The sequence below is a fragment of the Roseovarius sp. MBR-51 genome, from assembly GCF_053628575.1.
In genome coordinates, this window is the sequence record NZ_JBRJGQ010000004.1 from 332,978 (window position 1) to 350,783 (window position 17,806).

General features: G+C 61.9%; 16 protein-coding genes, 1 tRNA gene and 1 pseudogene. 14 read left to right on the plus strand and 4 right to left on the minus strand.

The window, feature by feature from the left end:
• Positions 1–8 precede the first annotated feature (8 nt).
• From ACSSVY_RS08110 to ACSSVY_RS08135, 6 genes are all read left to right on the plus strand, one after another.
• On the plus strand, positions 9–194 hold the full coding sequence (locus tag ACSSVY_RS08110) for a helix-turn-helix transcriptional regulator (RefSeq protein WP_454268904.1): 186 nt from the start codon (positions 9–11) through the stop codon (positions 192–194).
• A 215-nt stretch (positions 195–409) separates the two neighbouring features.
• Complete coding sequence (locus tag ACSSVY_RS08115; RefSeq protein ID WP_454268905.1) at positions 410–1,291, plus strand: DUF7146 domain-containing protein; 882 nt, start codon at positions 410–412, stop codon at positions 1,289–1,291.
• Complete coding sequence (locus ACSSVY_RS08120; protein ID WP_454268907.1) at positions 1,288–2,784, plus strand: YfjI family protein; 1,497 nt, start codon at positions 1,288–1,290, stop codon at positions 2,782–2,784. Before ACSSVY_RS08115 ends, ACSSVY_RS08120 begins: the two co-directional genes overlap by 4 nt.
• 412 nt (positions 2,785–3,196) lie before the next feature.
• Positions 3,197–6,673, plus strand: a complete 3,477-nt coding sequence (locus ACSSVY_RS08125) for a class I SAM-dependent DNA methyltransferase (RefSeq protein WP_454268909.1) — start codon at positions 3,197–3,199, stop codon at positions 6,671–6,673.
• Positions 6,674–6,768: 95 nt separating this feature from the next.
• Complete coding sequence (locus ACSSVY_RS08130) at positions 6,769–7,305, plus strand: hypothetical protein (RefSeq protein ID WP_454268911.1); 537 nt, start codon at positions 6,769–6,771, stop codon at positions 7,303–7,305.
• 88 nt (positions 7,306–7,393) lie between these two features.
• Complete coding sequence (locus tag ACSSVY_RS08135; RefSeq protein WP_454268913.1) at positions 7,394–7,603, plus strand: hypothetical protein; 210 nt, start codon at positions 7,394–7,396, stop codon at positions 7,601–7,603.
• Positions 7,604–7,883: 280 nt separating this feature from the next.
• On the opposite strand, the gene ACSSVY_RS08140 is transcribed toward ACSSVY_RS08135, so the two are convergent.
• Positions 7,884–7,971, minus strand: a tRNA-Ser gene (locus ACSSVY_RS08140).
• 277 nt (positions 7,972–8,248) lie between these two features.
• On the opposite strand from ACSSVY_RS08140, the gene ACSSVY_RS08145 reads away from it, so the two are divergent.
• From ACSSVY_RS08145 to ACSSVY_RS08175, 7 genes are read left to right on the plus strand one after another with little or no spacing between them, the layout of a single operon-like run.
• Entirely contained in the window at positions 8,249–9,172 is a 924-nt protein-coding gene (locus tag ACSSVY_RS08145) for an SPOR domain-containing protein (RefSeq protein ID WP_454268915.1), read from the plus strand.
• Between the two features lie 15 nt (positions 9,173–9,187).
• A complete protein-coding gene (locus ACSSVY_RS08150) occupies positions 9,188–10,351 on the plus strand; it encodes a D-alanyl-D-alanine carboxypeptidase family protein (RefSeq protein WP_454268917.1) in 1,164 nt (387 codons plus the stop codon).
• The gene (tmk, locus tag ACSSVY_RS08155) at positions 10,348–10,974 is read left to right on the plus strand and encodes a dTMP kinase (RefSeq protein WP_454268919.1); all 627 of its coding nucleotides are present in this window, start codon (positions 10,348–10,350) and stop codon (positions 10,972–10,974) included. Before ACSSVY_RS08150 ends, tmk begins: the two co-directional genes overlap by 4 nt.
• Positions 10,971–12,095 (plus strand): DNA polymerase III subunit delta', encoded by a 1,125-nt coding sequence (locus tag ACSSVY_RS08160; protein ID WP_454268921.1) that lies wholly within the window; start codon positions 10,971–10,973, stop codon positions 12,093–12,095. Before tmk ends, ACSSVY_RS08160 begins: the two co-directional genes overlap by 4 nt.
• Positions 12,096–12,114: 19 nt before the next feature.
• Positions 12,115–12,906, plus strand: coding sequence for a TatD family hydrolase (locus ACSSVY_RS08165; protein WP_454268923.1), 792 nt, complete (start codon positions 12,115–12,117; stop codon positions 12,904–12,906).
• Entirely contained in the window at positions 12,906–13,703 is a 798-nt protein-coding gene (locus ACSSVY_RS08170; protein ID WP_454268925.1) for an MBL fold metallo-hydrolase, read from the plus strand. The genes ACSSVY_RS08165 and ACSSVY_RS08170 overlap by 1 nt, the downstream gene beginning before the upstream one ends.
• Before the next feature lie 5 nt (positions 13,704–13,708).
• Positions 13,709–14,638 carry an AEC family transporter gene (locus ACSSVY_RS08175; RefSeq protein ID WP_045683401.1) on the plus strand — a complete coding sequence of 310 codons (930 nt, stop codon included), beginning with the start codon at positions 13,709–13,711 and terminating at the stop codon, positions 14,636–14,638.
• Positions 14,639–14,883: 245 nt separating this feature from the next.
• Here the strand turns inward: ACSSVY_RS08175 and ACSSVY_RS08180 are convergent, their stop codons facing one another.
• Positions 14,884–16,116, minus strand: a complete 1,233-nt coding sequence (locus tag ACSSVY_RS08180) for a mandelate racemase/muconate lactonizing enzyme family protein (protein WP_454268927.1) — start codon at positions 16,114–16,116, stop codon at positions 14,884–14,886.
• Positions 16,117–16,203: 87 nt separating this feature from the next.
• Here ACSSVY_RS08180 and ACSSVY_RS08185 point away from each other — a divergent pair, with 87 nt between their 5' ends.
• Positions 16,204–16,353: a hypothetical protein gene (locus ACSSVY_RS08185; RefSeq protein ID WP_454268929.1), complete on the plus strand. Its 150-nt coding sequence runs from the start codon at positions 16,204–16,206 to the stop codon at positions 16,351–16,353.
• 89 nt (positions 16,354–16,442) lie between these two features.
• On the opposite strand, the gene ACSSVY_RS08190 is transcribed toward ACSSVY_RS08185, so the two are convergent.
• Together ACSSVY_RS08190 and ACSSVY_RS08195 are read right to left on the minus strand one after the other, a co-directional pair.
• Positions 16,443–17,441, minus strand: a complete 999-nt coding sequence (locus ACSSVY_RS08190) for a tyrosine-type recombinase/integrase (protein ID WP_454268930.1) — start codon at positions 17,439–17,441, stop codon at positions 16,443–16,445.
• Positions 17,438–17,806: pseudogene (locus ACSSVY_RS08195) on the minus strand (tyrosine-type recombinase/integrase); the annotation flags it as partial. The pseudogene ACSSVY_RS08195 and the gene ACSSVY_RS08190, both read right to left, overlap by 4 nt.

Sequence of the window (17,806 nt, forward strand, 5' to 3'; positions counted from 1 at the left end):
AAAAATAAATGCGAGCAGCAGTATATCGACGCCCCGATGTAGAGCGCGTCACCGGGCTTTCCCGTTCGACCCTCTACGCCATGATGGCCGAAGGCGACTTCCCAAAACCAATCAAGCTGGGCAAGCGCGCTGTGGGCTGGCGCGAAGCCGATATAATCGCATGGCTCGAAAGCCGCACGCAAAACGTGGCATGATCCATGACCGGCGAAAAGAGTGCGCGGTGCAGCTTAGGGGCTGGCACGGCGCGGGATTATCCGTTTGCGGCTGCGACGGATACCCGAAACCTATCATCTAATTGCCATAGCGGAGGCACGGCTAACCGGCTGCAAATTGCTTTGCTGATGAACGCGCACGGACTGACCGAGGCGCAAGCTCACGGCATGGCGATGTTGATCTGGGGGGCGTGGTGATGGACGCAAAACAGATCACGGATGCACTTGGCGGCAAATGGTATCGCCGATATGGCAGCGCGCCTTGCCCGGTGTGTCAGGCTGGGGGTGACAAGAAGCAGAACGCTTTGACGTTGGCCGATGGCGATGGCGGGCGGCTCTTGTTGCATTGCAAGAAATTCGGATGCGACTTCGCGGAAATTCTTGAAGCGGTAGGGGTTTCAAGGGCTGATTACTCTGCGCCCGATCTGATCGAGGTGGCGCGGCGGCGGGCGCAGGATCGGGCAGAAATAGGGAAGCGGGCGAAACAAGCGGCTCGGCTCTGGCAAGATGCGCAGCCTATCAAGGGCAGTCTAGCGGAAACCTACCTTCGCAGGCGCGGTGTCACCTGCGATTTGCCGCTTACGGTTCGCTATCATTCGGAGTGCTGGCACGGCCCGACCGCGAAGCGCTGTCCGGCCATGATCGCACTTGTCGAAGGTGGCGAAGGTTTCGCGGTGCATCGCACCTACCTTGCACCAGATGGAAGCGGAAAAGCGGATGTTGACCCGGTCAAACTGATGCTGGGCAATGTCGCTGGCGGCGCTGTGCGGCTTAAAGAGGCGCAGGGACCGCTTGTGGTGGCCGAGGGCATAGAGACCGCGCTTAGCCTGTCGTGCGGGCTTCTGCGAACGCCTGCGACTGTCTGGGCCGCGCTTTCAACGTCTGGCATGCGGGGGCTGCAATTGCCGTCTTACCCACACCGGCTGACCATTGCGCCCGATGGCGATGCACCGGGCCGAGGCGCTGCAAATGCCTTGGCAGAACGAGCAGTGGCGCTGGGCTGGCAGGTGTCGTTATTGCCTGCACCAGATGGCCGCGATTGGAATGATATTCTGACCATGAAAGGGGAAGCCGCATGAACGCCCCCGAACCTATCCCCTTCAAGACTGAGGGACCGCAGCCGCTTTTACGTCACATTCCGGCGGGCCAGCCTTATCCGGTGGCTGCACTTGGGCCGCTGCAAGGGGCCGTGCAGGCGGTGCAAGGGATGGCGCTTGCACCTGTCGCTATACCCGCGCAATCGGCGCTGGCGGTGGCATCCTTAGCGGTGCAGGGCTTTGCCAATGTCGAAGCCTTGGGTGGGATGTGCCCCTTATCACTCTACTGCCTAACCATTGCGGCAAGTGGGGAACGCAAATCAAGCTGCTATGAACCTTTGATCGCCTGCCTGCGCGACTACGAAAGGGAACAGGCCAAGGCCCAGCGCGATGATCTGCAACGCTGGCAGAACGCGCATGCGCTCTGGAAAGCCCAGCGTGACCGCATCTTGCAGGATGCTAAAAACAGTAAGGCCGAAAAGCGGGTGGCCGCCCAAGCTGACATGGACGCTTTGGAAAAAGAACCCGCCGCGCCCCCTTCCCCTGATCGAGTAGTGACGGAACCTACTTTTGAAGGGCTAACGCGGCTCTATGCAACCGGGCAACCGTCGCTTGGCATCTTTTCGGATGAGGGCGGGCAATTCCTTGGCGGGCATGCCATGAACAGCGACAACCGGCAAAAGACCCTGACCGCGATGAATGATCTATGGCAGGGCAACCCAATCCGGCGCACGCGGGCTGGTGATGGTGCCTTAACGCTCTATGGGCGGCGGCTGGCGGTGCATCTGATGGCGCAACCCGGCGTGGCGCGCGGGTTCATGTCGGACCCGCTGGCGGCGGATAGCGGCTTTCTGGCCCGGTTTCTGATCTGCGAACCGCCCAGCCATATCGGGACAAGGCTGCATGCGAATATTAGGCCCGATGATGGCGCGCTGGCGGCATTCTCAGAACGGTTGCGCGCAATTCTTGAAACGCCGTTACCGATGGACGCGGAAACCCGTGAATTGCAACCGCGTGTTCTGGTGCTGGGCGGTGCGGCGCGCGCGCTTCTGATCCAGTTTTCAGATGCAATCGAGCTGGCGCAGGCCAAGGGCGGGAATCTTGAACATATCACCGGCACGGCGTCCAAGGCGGCGGAACAGGCGGCGCGTATCGCTGGTGTGTTGACGCTCTGGCACGATTTGCACGCGGCTGAGGTGTCCGCCAATGATATGGCCGATGCAATCACGCTGGCGCAATTCTATCTGTCAGAGGCGGCGCGCTTGGCGGATGCGGCCACGGTATCGGCTGAAATCGACCGGGCGGAACAGTTGCGCAAATGGCTTGTGGAGCGCTGGGCAGAACCGGAAATCACCGTGCGTGATGTGCTGCAAAAAGGACCGAATGCGCTACGCGAAAGTCCCAAGGCAATGGCAGCTTTGACGGTTTTGGAAAAGCACGGTTGGCTGGTGCGGCTTGAACCCGGCGCTACCATTCGCGGGGCAGCGCGCAAGGTGGCATGGCGGATCGTGCGAGGGGGTGGCGATGTGGTTTGATGCGCAAGCCGCGCTGGCAAATATCGAGGGGGGCGAAAATGTCCATTCTAACCCCGCGCCCCCGTCAAAGCCTGCAAATCCGAATGTAGCAAGTGTAGCAAGTGTAGCGGGTGTAGCAGGGGGTGAGGTGGCAAATCCCATTCTCAAGCCTGATCCAAAACGGTCTGGGCCAGTTTCCCCTTACGGTGCATCCGTAGGGGGAAGGCTGCTGACCTATACCGGGCGCGTGGTGTCTCTGGAGGCTTGGCGCACCCTGTCAGAATGGGAACGCCATGGGGCGAGTGGCGGCGGATAATGCGGGGGCCAAGTGGCAAGAGAGGCGGCCCAGCATATACAAGTCCCCACGCCACAAAGCCCTTTCTATCTCTGGGCAACCGTTGCAAGACTAGGGCAAGGACGTTGCAACGGGGCCGTGGTTTTGCAGATCGAGGATTTCATTACGCGCTGGAAAGGCTCAGGGGGAAGCGAGCGCGCGAATTTCCAGACCTTTGCGAATGAGCTTTGCGATGTGCTCGACCTTCCCAAGCCTGCCCCGGCAACGGATGACCCGGCTACCGATGGATACCGATTTGAGCGGCCCGTGACTTTTATTCACACGGGCAGCCAAACGCGGGGCTTTATCGACCTCTACCGCGCAGCGCATTTCGTCATGGAAGCCAAGCAAGGGGTAGGGGCCACGACGCCCGAGGATGATACCCAGCTTGCGCTCTTGCCTGACCAGCCCAGCGCAACCCGCAAGGGCCATGGCACGCGCGGCACGCGGCGCTGGGATGACACCATGTTGCGGGCGCGTAATCAGGCGGATGGATACGCGCGCGCGGTATCACGCCATGACGGATGGCCGCCATTCCTGATGGTGGTGGACGTTGGGCACGTCATAGAAATCTATGCGGATTTCTCAGGGCAGGGGCAGGGGTATACGCAATACCCTGATGGCAACCGTTACCGGATAACCATGGATGATCTGCGCGACCCCAAAACGCGGGAACGCTTGCGCCTGATCTGGACAGACCCGCACACCCTGGACCCCTCTAAAATCGCGGCCCAAGTCACCCGAGAGGTTGCGGATCGTCTGGCGGCTTTGGGCCGATCTTTTGAAGGGCAAGGCCATGAACCCGAGGCGGTGGCCCGCTTTCTCATGCGGTGCCTGTTCACCATGTTTGCCGAGGATGTGGACCTGATCCCGCATGACAGTTTTTCGGACCTGCTAAAACGCCTGCGCGGGCATCCCGAACACGCGGCCCCGGCGCTCAAGGCGCTATGGGAAACCATGAACACGGGCGGCTTTTCCCAAGCCCTCATGCTGGACCTCAAGAAATTCAACGGCGGCCTGTTCAAGAATGCCGAGGCTCTGCCCTTGTCAGAGGTGCAATTGTCGCTCTTGATCGACGCCGCCGAAAAGGATTGGCGAGAGGTGGAACCCGCCATTTTCGGCACGCTGCTAGAGCGCGCTTTGGACAAGCGGCAACGGCACAAGCTAGGTGCGCATTACACCCCGCGTGCCTATGTGGAGCGGCTGGTGGTGCCCACAATCATAGACCCGTTGCGTGCCGATTGGCGAAATGTGCAGGCAGCCGCACTGACCCTTGCCGCGCAGGGGCGCGAGGATGAGGCCCGCGACGCGGTGCGCGCCTTCCATGCGCAACTCTGTGAAATCCGGGTTTTGGACCCGGCCTGCGGATCGGGCAATTTCCTTTATGTCGCGTTGGAATTGATGAAACGACTAGAGGGCGAGGTGACGGCCCTCTTGGCAGAATTGGGCGAGGAACAGGCGGCGCTATCGCTGGAGGGGCACACCGTTGACCCGCACCAGTTTCTAGGCATCGAGCTAAACCCTTGGGCGGCGGCGGTGGCCGAATTGGTGCTGTGGATCGGCTATCTGCAATGGCATTTCCGAACCCATGGCAGGGCCAGCCCATCGGAACCTGTCTTGCGCGATTTCCGCAATATCGAGAACCGCGACGCGGTGCTGACCTATCAGGGCACCAAGGCGCGGCTGGATGATGCGGGCGCACCTGTGACGCGCTGGGACGGGCAGACCTTTACCACCCATCCCGTGACCGGCGAACAGGTGCCCGAGGCGGGCGCGCGGGTGGCGGTGCTGGATTATCTCAAACCCCAGCCTGCCAAATGGCCCGAGGCAGATTTCATCGTGGGCAATCCGCCATTCATCGGGGCAAGCCGGATGCGCGATGCGCTGGGCGATGGCTATGCCGAGGCGCTGTGGAAGGCCTATCCCAAAATGCCGCAAAGTGCGGATTTCGTCATGTTCTGGTGGGAAAGGGCGGCATTGGCGGCGCGCACATGGAAACCCGGCACGGATAAGGCGCGGGCGAAAGGCACCCGGCGTTTTGGTCTGATCACCACCAATTCGCTGCGCCAAACCTTTAACCGCAAGGTGCTGGAACCGCATTTGGCAGACCCGAAAACCCCGCTGTCGCTGACCTTTGCCATTCCTGATCACCCTTGGGTGGATGCGGGCGACGGGGCGGCGGTGCGCATTGCCATGACGGTGGCGGAACGGGGCCGCGCCACGGGGCGGCTTTTGACTGTGACCCATGAGGCCAAGGGTGCATCTGAGGCCGAGGGGCGGCCCGTCACCTTTGATATTCAGAAAGGCAAGATTTTCGCTGATCTGCGGATCGGGGCCGATGTGGCGGGGGCTGTGCCGTTGAAGGCGAATGAGCGCCTTGCCTATCGAGGTATGCAATTGATCGGGGCAGGTTTTATCGTCACGCCTGAGGAAGCGCACGCCTTGGGCTTGGGCACCGTGCCGGGGCTGGAAAACCATATTCGCGAATATCGCCATGGGCGCGACCTGACCGCGACGCCGCGCGGCGTCATGGTGATTGATCTGTTTGGACTATCTGAGGCCGAAGTGCGCACCCGTTTCCCGGCTGTGTATCAACACGTTCTGGACAAGGTGAAACCCGAACGCGACCAGAATAATCGCGAGGGATACAAGCGGAACTGGTGGATTCACGGCGAACCGCGCAAGGATTTGCGGCCTGCTCTTTTGGGTTTGCAGAGATACATCGCGACTGTAGAAACAGCGAAATACAGAACTTTCCAGTTTATTGATGCGACCGTGTTACCTGACAATAAGTTGATTGTTCTTTGTTTGGATCGAGCGGAAGATTTTGCCGTTTTATCATCGAGATGCCATGAAGTTTGGTCCCTATCCGCCGGAAGCTGGCTTGGGGTTGGAAATGATCCGGTTTACGCCAAATCTAAATGCTTTGATCCCTTTCCCTTCCCTGACCTCACCGAGGCCCAGAAAGTCCGGCTGCGCAGCCTTGGCGAACAGCTCGACGCGCACCGCAAGGCGCAACAAAAGGCCCATCCCAAGCTGACCCTCACGGGCATGTATAACGTGCTGGAAAAGCTGCGCGCCAAAGAACGGATCGAGGGCAAGGACCGCGAAATCTATGACCAAGGATTGATTGGCATTTTGCGCGACCTGCATGACCAGATTGATGCGGCGGTGGCCGAGGCCTATGGCTGGCCCGCTGACCTGTCCGACGATGAAATCCTGCACCGGCTGGTGGATTTGAACCGCACCCGCGCCGCCGAGGAAGCGCGCGGGCATATTCGCTATTTGCGGCCCGAGTATCAGAACCCCCAAGGCATCGTGGCGCAGGCCAAGGGCGAACAGGGGGCAATGGACCTTGGCCCCAAGAATGCCGACGCCAAAGACCCGTGGCCGCAATCCCTACCCGAACAAATCGCGGCGGTGCGCGCCGTCCTGTCCGATCTGGGCGAGGCCACCCCCGAACAGGTGGCCCGCCAATTCAAACGGGGCCGCGCAGGCACGGTGCAACCGCTCTTGGAAAGCCTGACCGCCCTGGGCCAAGCGCGCCTGACCGAAGGCGGGCGGTTTGCCGTCTGACCCTAGCCGCAAGGGCGCTTTGGTGATAGGTTTGCAAATGAAGGTTTGCAGCTTAGCATGTGGCGCAGGCGCGGGTTTCGAAAGGGGCGACCAGCATGAGAGAGGTAGCAGAGACAGAGGCCGCCGATCTGGGCGTGACGCTAAGCGGATCGGCCAGCACGGGGCACAAGATCAAAATCACGCGCGACAACGCCCTTTGCGAGATTTTCGGAACGCCAGACCGTAAAGAGGCGGATGCTTTGCTGGCGCATTGTATCAAGGTGCTCAAAACGGATGAGGCCAGCGATGATCACCCCGGCCATGATGAGCGGGTTTTCATGCTATCCATCATCCGCGACCTAGCCCCGCGTGATGCGGTCGAGCGCATGTTGGCGGTGCAGATGGCCGCAACCCATGTTGCCACGATCCGTTCCGCGCGATGGCTGGCCCATACCGAGAAAATCCCGCAAGTGCAGGCGCACTATACCGGGTTCAACAAGCTGGCCCGCACATTCGCAGCACAGGTCGAGGCGCTGCGCAAACATCGCACCGGCGGCAAACAAACGGTGGTGGTGCAACACATGAACGTGTCGGACGGTGGACAGGCTATCGTGGGCAACGTGCAGCACGGGGGGAGGGCCAGCGATGAATGATGGCGACAACCCCATGTGCAGGGCGCATGCGGCCCCGCGATGCGCCGCCACGTCCAAGCGCACCGGGCAACCCTGCAAGGGGCCAGCCGTGAAGGGATGGCGCGTCTGTCGCTTTCATGGTGCAGGCGGTGGGCATCGCGCGGGCGCTGATCACCCATCCTATCGCCACGGCATGCGGGCGCGGGAATGGATCGAGGCGCGGCGCGAGATTAACGATCTGGTGCGAGAGACCCGAGAGATTGAGCGCGCGCTAGGGGGAGGCGACGGGGGGTGGTTAAAAGTGCGGGACATTGTTTGAAAAGAACCGGCGTCCAAGGTCACTGGTGATAAACCGCAACAAAAAAGGTTTTTGCTCAAGGCTGCGGTCTATATTCGCGACCATACTGGCATTTAATCCCACGCCCCTGTTTCCGACCGGACAAAAGGTAGACAAGTTTTCAGGTCTGCGATTCTGGGGTGTCGAGGTTTATTCCAGCAAAGTCTGCTACCATCCGAAAAATAGTGTGGGCTAAAATGTGGGAAACCGAATCCAGAATAACTACTATGTTATTGATTTAAAATGATTTATTTGAGTTTTGTGGCGGAAGCTCAGGGATTCGAACCCTGGGTACCTCTCGGTACGCTGGTTTTCAAGACCAGTGCAATCGACCACTCTGCCAAGCTTCCGTATCTCTCCCTACACCGAATTCCAAAACCGGTGCAATCGACCGCTCTGTCATATGTGTGGTTCGCCGGTGCCTACAGAGGTCTGGGCGATTCTAAAAGAGGTGTTTCGTGGGGAAAATCGCGCATGTGCCGCCTGCGCACTTTTCACGCGATGGGCAAGCGGTTAGAGTACGCGCGCAGGATCATGCCGGGGCGAGAACAGGCCCGACCGGAAAACCGGCGGCTCAGGCCGGATGGATGCACGAGAAGGCAAGGGGCAAGGGGCAAGAGGCAAGAGATGACATTTCTGAAACAGGGCACGCAGGTACGGCTGTCTCGGCTGGTCCTTGTTGGGGCGGCGATTGCGGTGCTGGCAGGATGCGATGACAGCGGCAAGTTTTCTTTGAAGCCCGACAGCGCCGGGCAGGCCTCTGCGCAGGGCGCCACGGCGACGCGCGCGTCGGTCAAGCTGGTGGAGCGCGATGTTGAGGCTCCCGACGTGTTTCAAGTCACCGATATGGGGCTCTGGGATGGGCGGCCATCGCTGGGCGGGGTCTGGGTGGCGCATCCGGATGTCAAGGAACCTGAGCGGGTCATCATCCGCAGCACATCGGATTCGAAATTTGTGATCGGGGCGCTCTTCCGGCGCGAGCGGGACACTCCCGGACCGTCGTTGCAGGTGTCCTCGGACGCCGCTGCTGCCCTTGGCATGCTGGCCGGCGGGCCGGTTCAACTCAACGTGACCGCCCTGCGCCGGGAAGAGGCCCAAGAAACGGCCCCCGAAGCCGAAGCGACACCGGATGAGGCCATGACCCTTGCCGCCCCGGCGGACATCGAGGCTACGGCGCTTGATCCGGTGGCGGGGGCCGCCGCTGCGATTGACGCGGCTGACGTGGAACAGGCTGCGGCTGGCGAGGTGTCCCCTGTGGCCTCTCCCGCGCCGGTGGCGCGCCCTGCGGCTGCGCCCGCTCCGGCACGCTCCTCCAGTCTTGACAAACCCTACATCCAGATCGGGATATTCAGTGTGGAAGAGAACGCCCGCAATACCGCGACCGCGATGCGGCAGGCTGGGATGGTTCCAACGGTTCTGGAACAGAACACCCAAGGCAAGGCCTTTTGGCGGGTGATCGTCGGCCCCGCGACCACCGCGTCGGAGCGGACTACGCTGCTCAACAAGATCAAGGGGATTGGCTTTGACGATGCCTATGCCGTCACCAACTGAGAGGAATAGGAGCAAATGATCCTTACTCGCCATATCGCCGCAGCGCTGCTGTGCCTCGGGGTGGCACTGCCTGTGCAGGCCTTTGAAACCAGCGCCAAGGCGGCGTTTGTCATGGACGTGACCACCGGCACCGTGTTGTTGGACAAGAACGCTGATACAGCCCTGCCGCCGGCGTCCATGTCCAAACTGATGACGCTCTATGTAGCCTTCGAGGCGGTGCGCAGCGGGCGACTGACGCTCGATGAACGCCTGCCCGTGTCGGAGCACGCCATGAGCTATGGTGGCTCGACCATGTTTCTCGATACGACCGACCGAGTACGGGTCGAGGATCTGTTGCGCGGGATCATCGTTCTGTCCGGGAATGACGCCTGTGCGGTGATCGCCGAGGCGCTCAGCCCCGATGGCACCGAGGCGGGCTTTGCCCGATTTATGACGCAGCGCGCGCAGCAGATGGGGATGACAAATTCCATGTTCCGCAATGCCAGCGGGTGGCCGGCTGAGGGACATGTGATGAGCGTACGCGATCTGGCGCTTTTGGCGCGGCACATCATCGAAGATTTCCCCGATTTCTACAAAATGTTTGCCGAGACCGAGTTTCGTTTTGACGGGCGCGCCCCCAGCAATATCAGTAACCGCAATCCCTTGCTGGGATTGGGCATCGGGGCGGATGGCCTCAAGACTGGACACACAGAACAGGCTGGCTTTGGCCTGACCGGATCGGCCATTCAGGGCGACCGTCGGGTGATCTTCGTGATCTCGGGCCTGGCGACAGCACAGGACCGCGCGCGGGAATCCGAGGCGATCGTGAATTGGGCGTTTCGCCAGTTTGCGCAGAAATCCGTGCTCAAGGCCGGCGATGAAGTGGCGCGTGCCGATGTCTGGATGGGTGAGACGACGAGCGTGGGGCTGACCGTGGCCGAGGATGTCTCGACCCTTCTGCCGGTGCTTGATGGCGGCGAGTTGAAGGGCGAGGTGGTTTATACCGGACCGGTGCGGGCGCCGGTGGCCAAGGGCGATGTGTTGGCCGAACTGGTCTTTGCGCCCGAAGGGCTGCCCAAGACACGGGTGCCGCTTGTCGCCGCCGAAGATGTGGCACAGGGCGGGTTCATGACCCGGATTCGCACCGTCTCGGGCGTGCTTCTGACGCGCTTGCAACAGGGCCCCGAGGGGGCGCTTTGAGCGGGCAGGGGCTGTTCCTCAGCTTTGAAGGGATCGACGGGTCGGGCAAATCCACACAAGCGCGACGTCTGGCTGAGGCGCTGCGCGGGATGGGCCGCGATGTGGTGCTGACGCGCGAACCGGGGGGCAGTCCGGGGGCCGAGGAAATCCGGCGTCTGGTGCTCGAAGGCGACAAGGACCGCTGGTCCGCCGAGACCGAGATCCTGCTTTTTACCGCCGCGCGCCGCGACCATCTGGAGCGGGTAATCGCCCCCGCGCTGGAGCGTGGCGCGGTGGTGATCTGCGACCGCTTTGCCGACAGCACGCGGATGTATCAGGGTCTTGGCCGGAGCGATTTGCGCGGGCTTGTGGATCAGTTGCACGGGCTGATGATCGGACGCGAGCCGGATTTGACGGTCTTGATTGATATCGACCCCGGCGTGGGTCTGGGCCGGGCGCTGTCGCGTGGCGGGGCCGAGGCGCGGTTCGAGTCGTTCGGCGAGGGGATGCAGGCGCGGATGCGCGCCGGGTTTCTGGCCTTGGCGCAGGAATTCGCCCCCCGTTTCGCGGTGATTGACGGCGCGGGCGACTTGGACGCGGTGGCAGAGGATGTGGCCCGCGTGGTGCAGGCGCATCTGCCATGAGCGATGATGGGCTGCTGCCGGAACCGGACCGTGTCGAAGGCGCGCCACACCCGCGCGAAACCGAGCGGCTTTTTGGACAGGCCGCGGCGGAGGCGGAATTTCTCGATGCGTTCAATACCGGACGGCTGCATCACGGCTGGCTGATCACCGGGCCGCGTGGCGTGGGCAAGGCGACACTGGCATGGCGCATCGCGCGGTTTTTGCTGGCCACACCGCTGGTGCAAGAGGAAGGGCTCTTTGGTGCGCCGCCGCCGCCCGCGACGCTGGACGTAGCCCCGGATCATCCGGTGTCGCGGCGCTTGCTGGCCCTGTCTGATCCGGGACTGTTCCTGCTCCGACGCGGCCCCACCGACAAGGGCGACCGGCTGGCCGCCGAAATCCGCGTCTCCGAAGTGCGGCGTCTGGGTAATTTCTTTGCCCTCTCCGCCGCCGATGGCGGGCGGCGGGTGGTGATCGTCGATGCGGCGGATGATCTCAATACTCAAGCTGCCAATGCCATCCTCAAGATGCTGGAAGAGCCGCCCGCGCGCACGGTGCTGTTGCTCATATCGCATCAGCCCTCGGCCCTTTTGCCCACAATCCGCTCGCGCTGTCGCACGCTGCGGCTGGCCCCTCTGGGACCGCAAGAGATTGCGCAGGCGCTGGAGCAGGCGGGCATCGCACCCGAAGGCGATCCGGCGGCGCTTGCAGAATTGTCGGGCGGTTCGGTCGGGGCTGCGGTGCGGCTGCTCAATCTGGGGGGCCTCAAACTCTATTCGGAACTCGTCGGCCTGATGGAGAGCCTGCCGCGCCTGGACCGCCCCCGCGCCCTGCGACTGGCCGAGGCGGCGGCGACGCGGGGGGCGGAAGAGCGGCTTGATCTGCTGTTTTCTTTGACAGACCTTTTGCTGGCGCGTCTGGCGCGGGCCGGGGCCACCGGCCACGCACCACGCGCCGAGGCGGCACCCGGAGAGTCGGCGCTTTTGGCACGGCTGGCGCCCAATGCCCGCAAGGGGCGCGATTGGGCGGACTGTGCCGAGGCAATTGGAGCGCGCGCACGCCATGGGCGGGCGGTCAACCTTGACCCTGCCAGCCTGGTCCTAGATACGGTGTTCAGGATTCAGCAAACCGCCGGGGCCTGAGCCCCCACCAAGGACAGGCATGAGCACCGACATTCGTATCACCGACAGCCATTGCCACCTCGACTTTCCCGATTTCGACGACGAGCGGGATGAGGTGATCACCCGCGCCGTCGCGGCGGGCGTGCACCGCATGGTGACAATCTGCACCCGTCTGGATCAGGAGCCGCGCGTGCGTGCGATTGCCGAGGCACATGCGGCGGTTTTCTATGCGGCGGGCATCCACCCGATGCGCGCGGCAGAGAGCCCGCTTGTGACGGTCGAGGGTCTGGTGAAATTGGCGGCGCATCCCAAGTTTGTCGGCATCGGTGAAACCGGCCTTGATTACCACTACACCGCCGAGACCGCCGACGTCCAAAAGCAGAGCCTGCGGGTGCATATCGAGGCGGCGCGGCGCACCGGACTGCCGCTCATCATCCATGCACGCAGCGCCGATGACGATATGGCGCGTATTCTGGCCGAGGAATACGGCAACGGTGCCTATACCTGCGTCATGCATTGCTTTTCCTCCAGTGCCGCATTGGCCCACGCCGCGCTCGATCTGGGGTTCTACCTGTCGATGTCGGGCATTGCGGCCTTTCCCAAAAGCCAAGCGCTGCGCGATATCTTTGCCAGCGCGCCGGTGGACCGTATTCTCTTGGAAACCGACGCGCCCTATCTAGCACCGCCCCCCTATCGCGGTCGCCGTAACGAGCCTGGCTATACGCTGCACACGGGCCAGAAGGGGGCTGAGGTCTTTGGCATGGACTGGGCTGAGTTTGCCGCGCAGACCGAGGCCAATTTCGAGCGGCTCTTTACCAAGGCGGTGCTGTGATGGCCGAGTTGCGCTTTACCATTCTGGGCTGTGGATCGTCCGGCGGTGTGCCGCGCTTGGGCGGGCATTGGGGCGACTGTGATCCCACCAATCCGCGCAACACGCGCCGCCGCTGCTCTATGCTGATCGAGCGTGAGACCGAGGATGGCATCACCCGCGTGCTGATCGACAGCTCGCCCGACCTGCGCGCGCAACTGCTGGATGCGGGTATCGGCGCGCTTGATGCGGTGGTCTATACCCATTCCCATGCCGATCATGTGCATGGCATCGACGATCTGCGGATGATCGTCTTTAACATGCGCCGGCGCTTGCCGGTCTGGGCCGATGGCGACACGCAAAACGCGCTCTATGCGCGGTTTGGCTATGCCTTTGTTCAGCCCGAGGACAGCCCCTATCCCCCCATTCTCGACATGCACACGATTGACGGGCCGTTCGAGATCGAGGGCGCGGGCGGCGCGATTCGGCTGAACCCGTTTCAGGTCAATCACGGCTCGATCGACTCGCTCGGGTTTCGGGTGGCTGATCTGGCCTATCTGCCCGATGTGGCCGCCATTCCCGAGGATGTCTGGCCGGTTCTGAGTGGTCTGGATTGCTGGGTGCTCGACGCGCTGCGCCGCACGCCACATCCGACCCATGCGCATCTGGCCCGCTCGCTGGACTGGATTATGCGCGCGGCCCCGCGCCGGGCGGTGCTGACCAATATGCATATCGACCTCGATTATCAGACCGTGGAAGAGGAAACGCCTGCGCATGTGACCCCCGCCTATGACGGGATGATCCTGCGTTACACGGTCTGAGCGCGATGCAGGCGCTGTTTGAAATCATCCTGCCGGTCTTTTTGGTGATCGGCTTTGGCTATCTCGCGGTCTGGCGGCGCTGGTTCAGTCAGGCGGGTGTGGATGGTTTGATGAGTTTCACTCAGAAATTCGCCATCCCCTGTCTGCTCTTCACCGCAATATCGCGACTCGATCTGGCGCAAAGTTTCGATTGGCGGCTGTTGCTCAGTTTCTACGTGGGGGCGAGTTCCGGCTTTGCGCTGGGCCTTTTTGGCGCGCGGCTGATCTTTGGTCGAACCTGGGAGGATGCGGTTGCCATCGGCTTTTGCTGCCTCTTTTCCAACTCGCTCTTGTTGGGCCTGCCGATCATGGAGCGCGCTTATGGGGCGGATGCTCTGGCCGCGAATTTCGCCATCATCGCGGTGCATTCGCCGTTCTGCTACGGCCTCGGCATCACCGTGATGGAAATCGTCAAGGCGCGCGGTACGGCGGGGCCGCAGGTGGCGGTTAAGGTGCTTAAGGCAATGTTTTCCAACACGCTGATCATGGGTGTAGCAGCCGGGTTTGTGGTCAACCTGTCGGGGCTGGTGCTGCCTTCGCCGGTGCAGCAGGGGCTAGACCTCATCGCACGCGCGGCGCTTCCGGCGGCGCTCTTCGGCTTGGGCGGTGTGTTGGTGCAATATCGCCCCGAAGGCGATTTGCGCGTCATTCTCTATGTCTGCCTGATTTCGCTGGTGGCGCATCCGGCGATCACATTTGGTCTTGGCCTAGGGCTCGGTTTGCCGGTTGAGGGCGTGCGTTCGGCAGTGGTGACGGCGGCGATGGCACCGGGGGTCAACGCCTATATCTTTGCCAATATCTATGGCCATGCCAAGCGGGTGGCGGCGTCGAGCGTGCTCTTGTCCACCGGACTGACGATTGTCACGGCCTGGGTTTGGTTGCAGGTTTTGCCCTAAAGTAATGGCCTGAAGGGGACAATCGTCCCAAGCGTTGAGCCGCGCGACCGCTGGGCCGGGGACTAGCGATGCATCGGCGGTAACTGCCACTTAATGCCCGCAAAGTCCTTACGACTTCAAGGAGTTGCGCCACACCTCAATATCGCTAGGCCGCGGGACGGCCCAGCGATCGCGCGGCGCCCTTCGGGCTTGATTCCGCGCTTTGGAGATTAGGACCAACGTCCCCTTCAGGCCAAAACCGGCCCTCACTCCACCTCGACCGGCGCGCCGCCGCCAAAGCTGTTGCCATTGACGTAATCACACGGCGCTTCCTGCATTTCGAGATGCAATCCGGTGCCACGATAGGGATTTGCCCGAGCCAGATCTTCGTCCACCTCGATTCCCAAACCGGGGTTTTCCGGCGGAGTGATGAAGCCGCCCTCGACCCGGATGCTCCCCTTGATGAGCGCGTCATGAAATGGTGTCTCGATGCATTCGCACATCAAGAGATTGGGGATGGAAGCGGCAAAACTCACATTGGCGGCCCATTCCACCGGCCCGGCATAGAGATGCGGCGCCATCTGCGCATTGTAGACCTCGGCCATCGCGGCGACCTTCTTCATCTCCCAGATGCCGCCCGCGCGGCCCAGCGCCGGTTGCAGGATCGCCGCCGCCCCATCGCGCAGGATGGGGGCAAACTCTGCCTTGGTGGTCAGCCGCTCGCCAGTGGCCACGGGGATACGCACAGCGCGCGCCACTTGTGCCATCGCGGCGACATTGTCTGGCGGCACCGGCTCTTCGTACCAGAGCGGTGAATAGGGCTCGAGTGCCTGACCCAGACGGATCGCGCCTGCGGTGGTGAACTGCCCATGCGTGCCAAAGAGCAGGTCCGCCTTGTTGCCCACGGCAGCGCGGATCGCCCGGCAAAATTCCACCGAGAGCGAAATATCCGTCATTGCGGGCATATGGCCACCGCGCAGGGTGTAGGGGCCAGCGGGATCAAACTTGATCGCCGTATAGCCGCGTGCGACGCAATCCGCCGCACTCTCGGCGGCCATGTCTGGCGAGGTCCAGAATTCGGCGATGGGGTGGTGGGGCAGGGGGTAGAGATAGGTATAGGCGCGGATGCGGGGGTTCATCTTGCCCCCCAAGAGCGCCCAGACGGGGCGTCCGCGCGCCTTGCCCAGGATGTCCCAACAGGCGATTTCCAGGCCCGAGAACGCACCGATGGTGGTGGGGTCCGGACGCTGCGTAAAGCCTGAAGAATAGACGCGGCGGAACATGAGTTCGATATTCTCGGGGTTCTCCCCGGCCATGTGGCGGGCGAACACATCCTCGATCACCGCGCGCATGGCCTCGGGCCCGACGCTGGCAGCATAGCATTCCCCCCATCCCGTGACGCCGGAATCAGTGGTTACTTTGACCAATATCCAATAGCGCCCGCCCCAGCCGGGTGCGGGGGGCGCAGTCACGATGATGTCAAGGTCTCTGAGCTTCATGGGTGCATCCTGTAAGGTGTCAAGAGCGTGGGTTTGCAAGGCCGGACCGGGGAAGCAACCCCCGACTCCCGAGGTAATTGAGGCCGGATGACCGGCAGTCTGTCGAATCCGAGTACAGGTCGGCGGGCGTTGATCCTTGGTGCAGGTGATCCGGATTCGCGCGCCACCGCAAGCGGGTTTCAGTTAGGCGGGGTCGATATGCCCGGTGGCATGGGCCTTATGCCGACATCGGCATAAGATCCATAATGCCGCGTTTCGGATTATGCCGCGCCGATCCGAACTACCAGTTGCGTTTCAGTTAGATCGGCGCGGCGTGTCAGCATAATTCAGAGCGCTTCGAGGAATGCCAAGAGTTCGTCACCCGGTCGATATCGTCCACCCATCTGGTCAACCGGCTTTGTCAGAGCCATCGCTCTTTCCTTCAGTTCGATATCGGCGTGGATGTAGACCTGTGTCGTCTCAATCGATTCATGGCCCAGCCAAAGGGCAATGATTGTCCGATCAACACCGCTCTGTAGAAGCTGCATTGCAGCGGTGTGGCGCAAGACGTGCGGTGTGACGCGCTTCAATCTGTACGTCGAGCTGGTCGAGGCGGCGGTGGCCGCATGTTTCCGAACAATTCGCTCAACCGCATCTCTGCTGAGCGGCCTGCCACGGATGGTTGCGAACAGGGGATCGCTGGGCTCAGTCCGGCACTGCGCAAGCCATGCCTTCAATGCATCCCGACTGTCTGTCCGAAGCGGCGTTGCGCGTTCCTTTCGGCCTTTGCCCATGCATCTGAGATGCGCTCCGGTGCCAAGCTCGACATCGCCAATACGAAGGCCAATCATCTCTGATACGCGCAGGCCTGTCTGAAGCATCGTGAGGAGCAGCACCTGATCGCGCCGACCAAACCAGGTCGACTGGTCAGGTGCCTTCAGCAGGGCCTCCATCTCGTCACGGGTCAGGAAGTCCACGACGCGTTTTTCGTGCCGTTTGGACGGCATCGCCAGCACCTTCTGGCAATGATGCAGCAACTGGGGTTCACAGCCCGCGACATATTTGAAGAACGAACGGATCGCTGCTAGCCGCGTGTTCCGGCTTCGCGCGCTGTTGCCGCGTTCCTCCTCACAGAACGTCAAGAACCGCCCGATGATGTCGGCATCGATGTGGGCTACATGCAGCTCAGTCGGCGGCAACCTGGTCTCTGCTGTCGCGTATTTCAGCAAGAGCCGGAAGGTGTCGCGATAGCTGGCAATCGTGTTTGGACTGGCCTGCATCTGGGTCAACAGCCGCTCGGTGAAGAACCGTTGCACGTAGATGGGCAATGGATAGGTCGCGATCATGATGCGCCCTCCAGTACCCGTCGTTCGGCCCGCGCCGCGGCCAACTGCATCAGCTCGGGCACGGCCTCGACATACCAGAATGTGTGCTTTGGCTCGGAATGGCCGAGATAGGTGCTGAGCTTGTACATTTCGGATTCGATGTCCCGACCATCGCGGAACCAGTCCAGGATGGTATGGACTGCAAATGTGTGCCGTAAATCATGGATGCGTGGCCCATGACCGTGCCTGTTGAAGGCCTGCGGGGACCGAATGCCAAGGTTTTTGCTCACTTGCGCGAAGTTGTACCGAGCCGCGCAGTCTTTTGCATGTTTGCCATCTTCCTGGATGAAGAACCGGGACGAGTTTTGTGGGACCAGCCGGTCCCG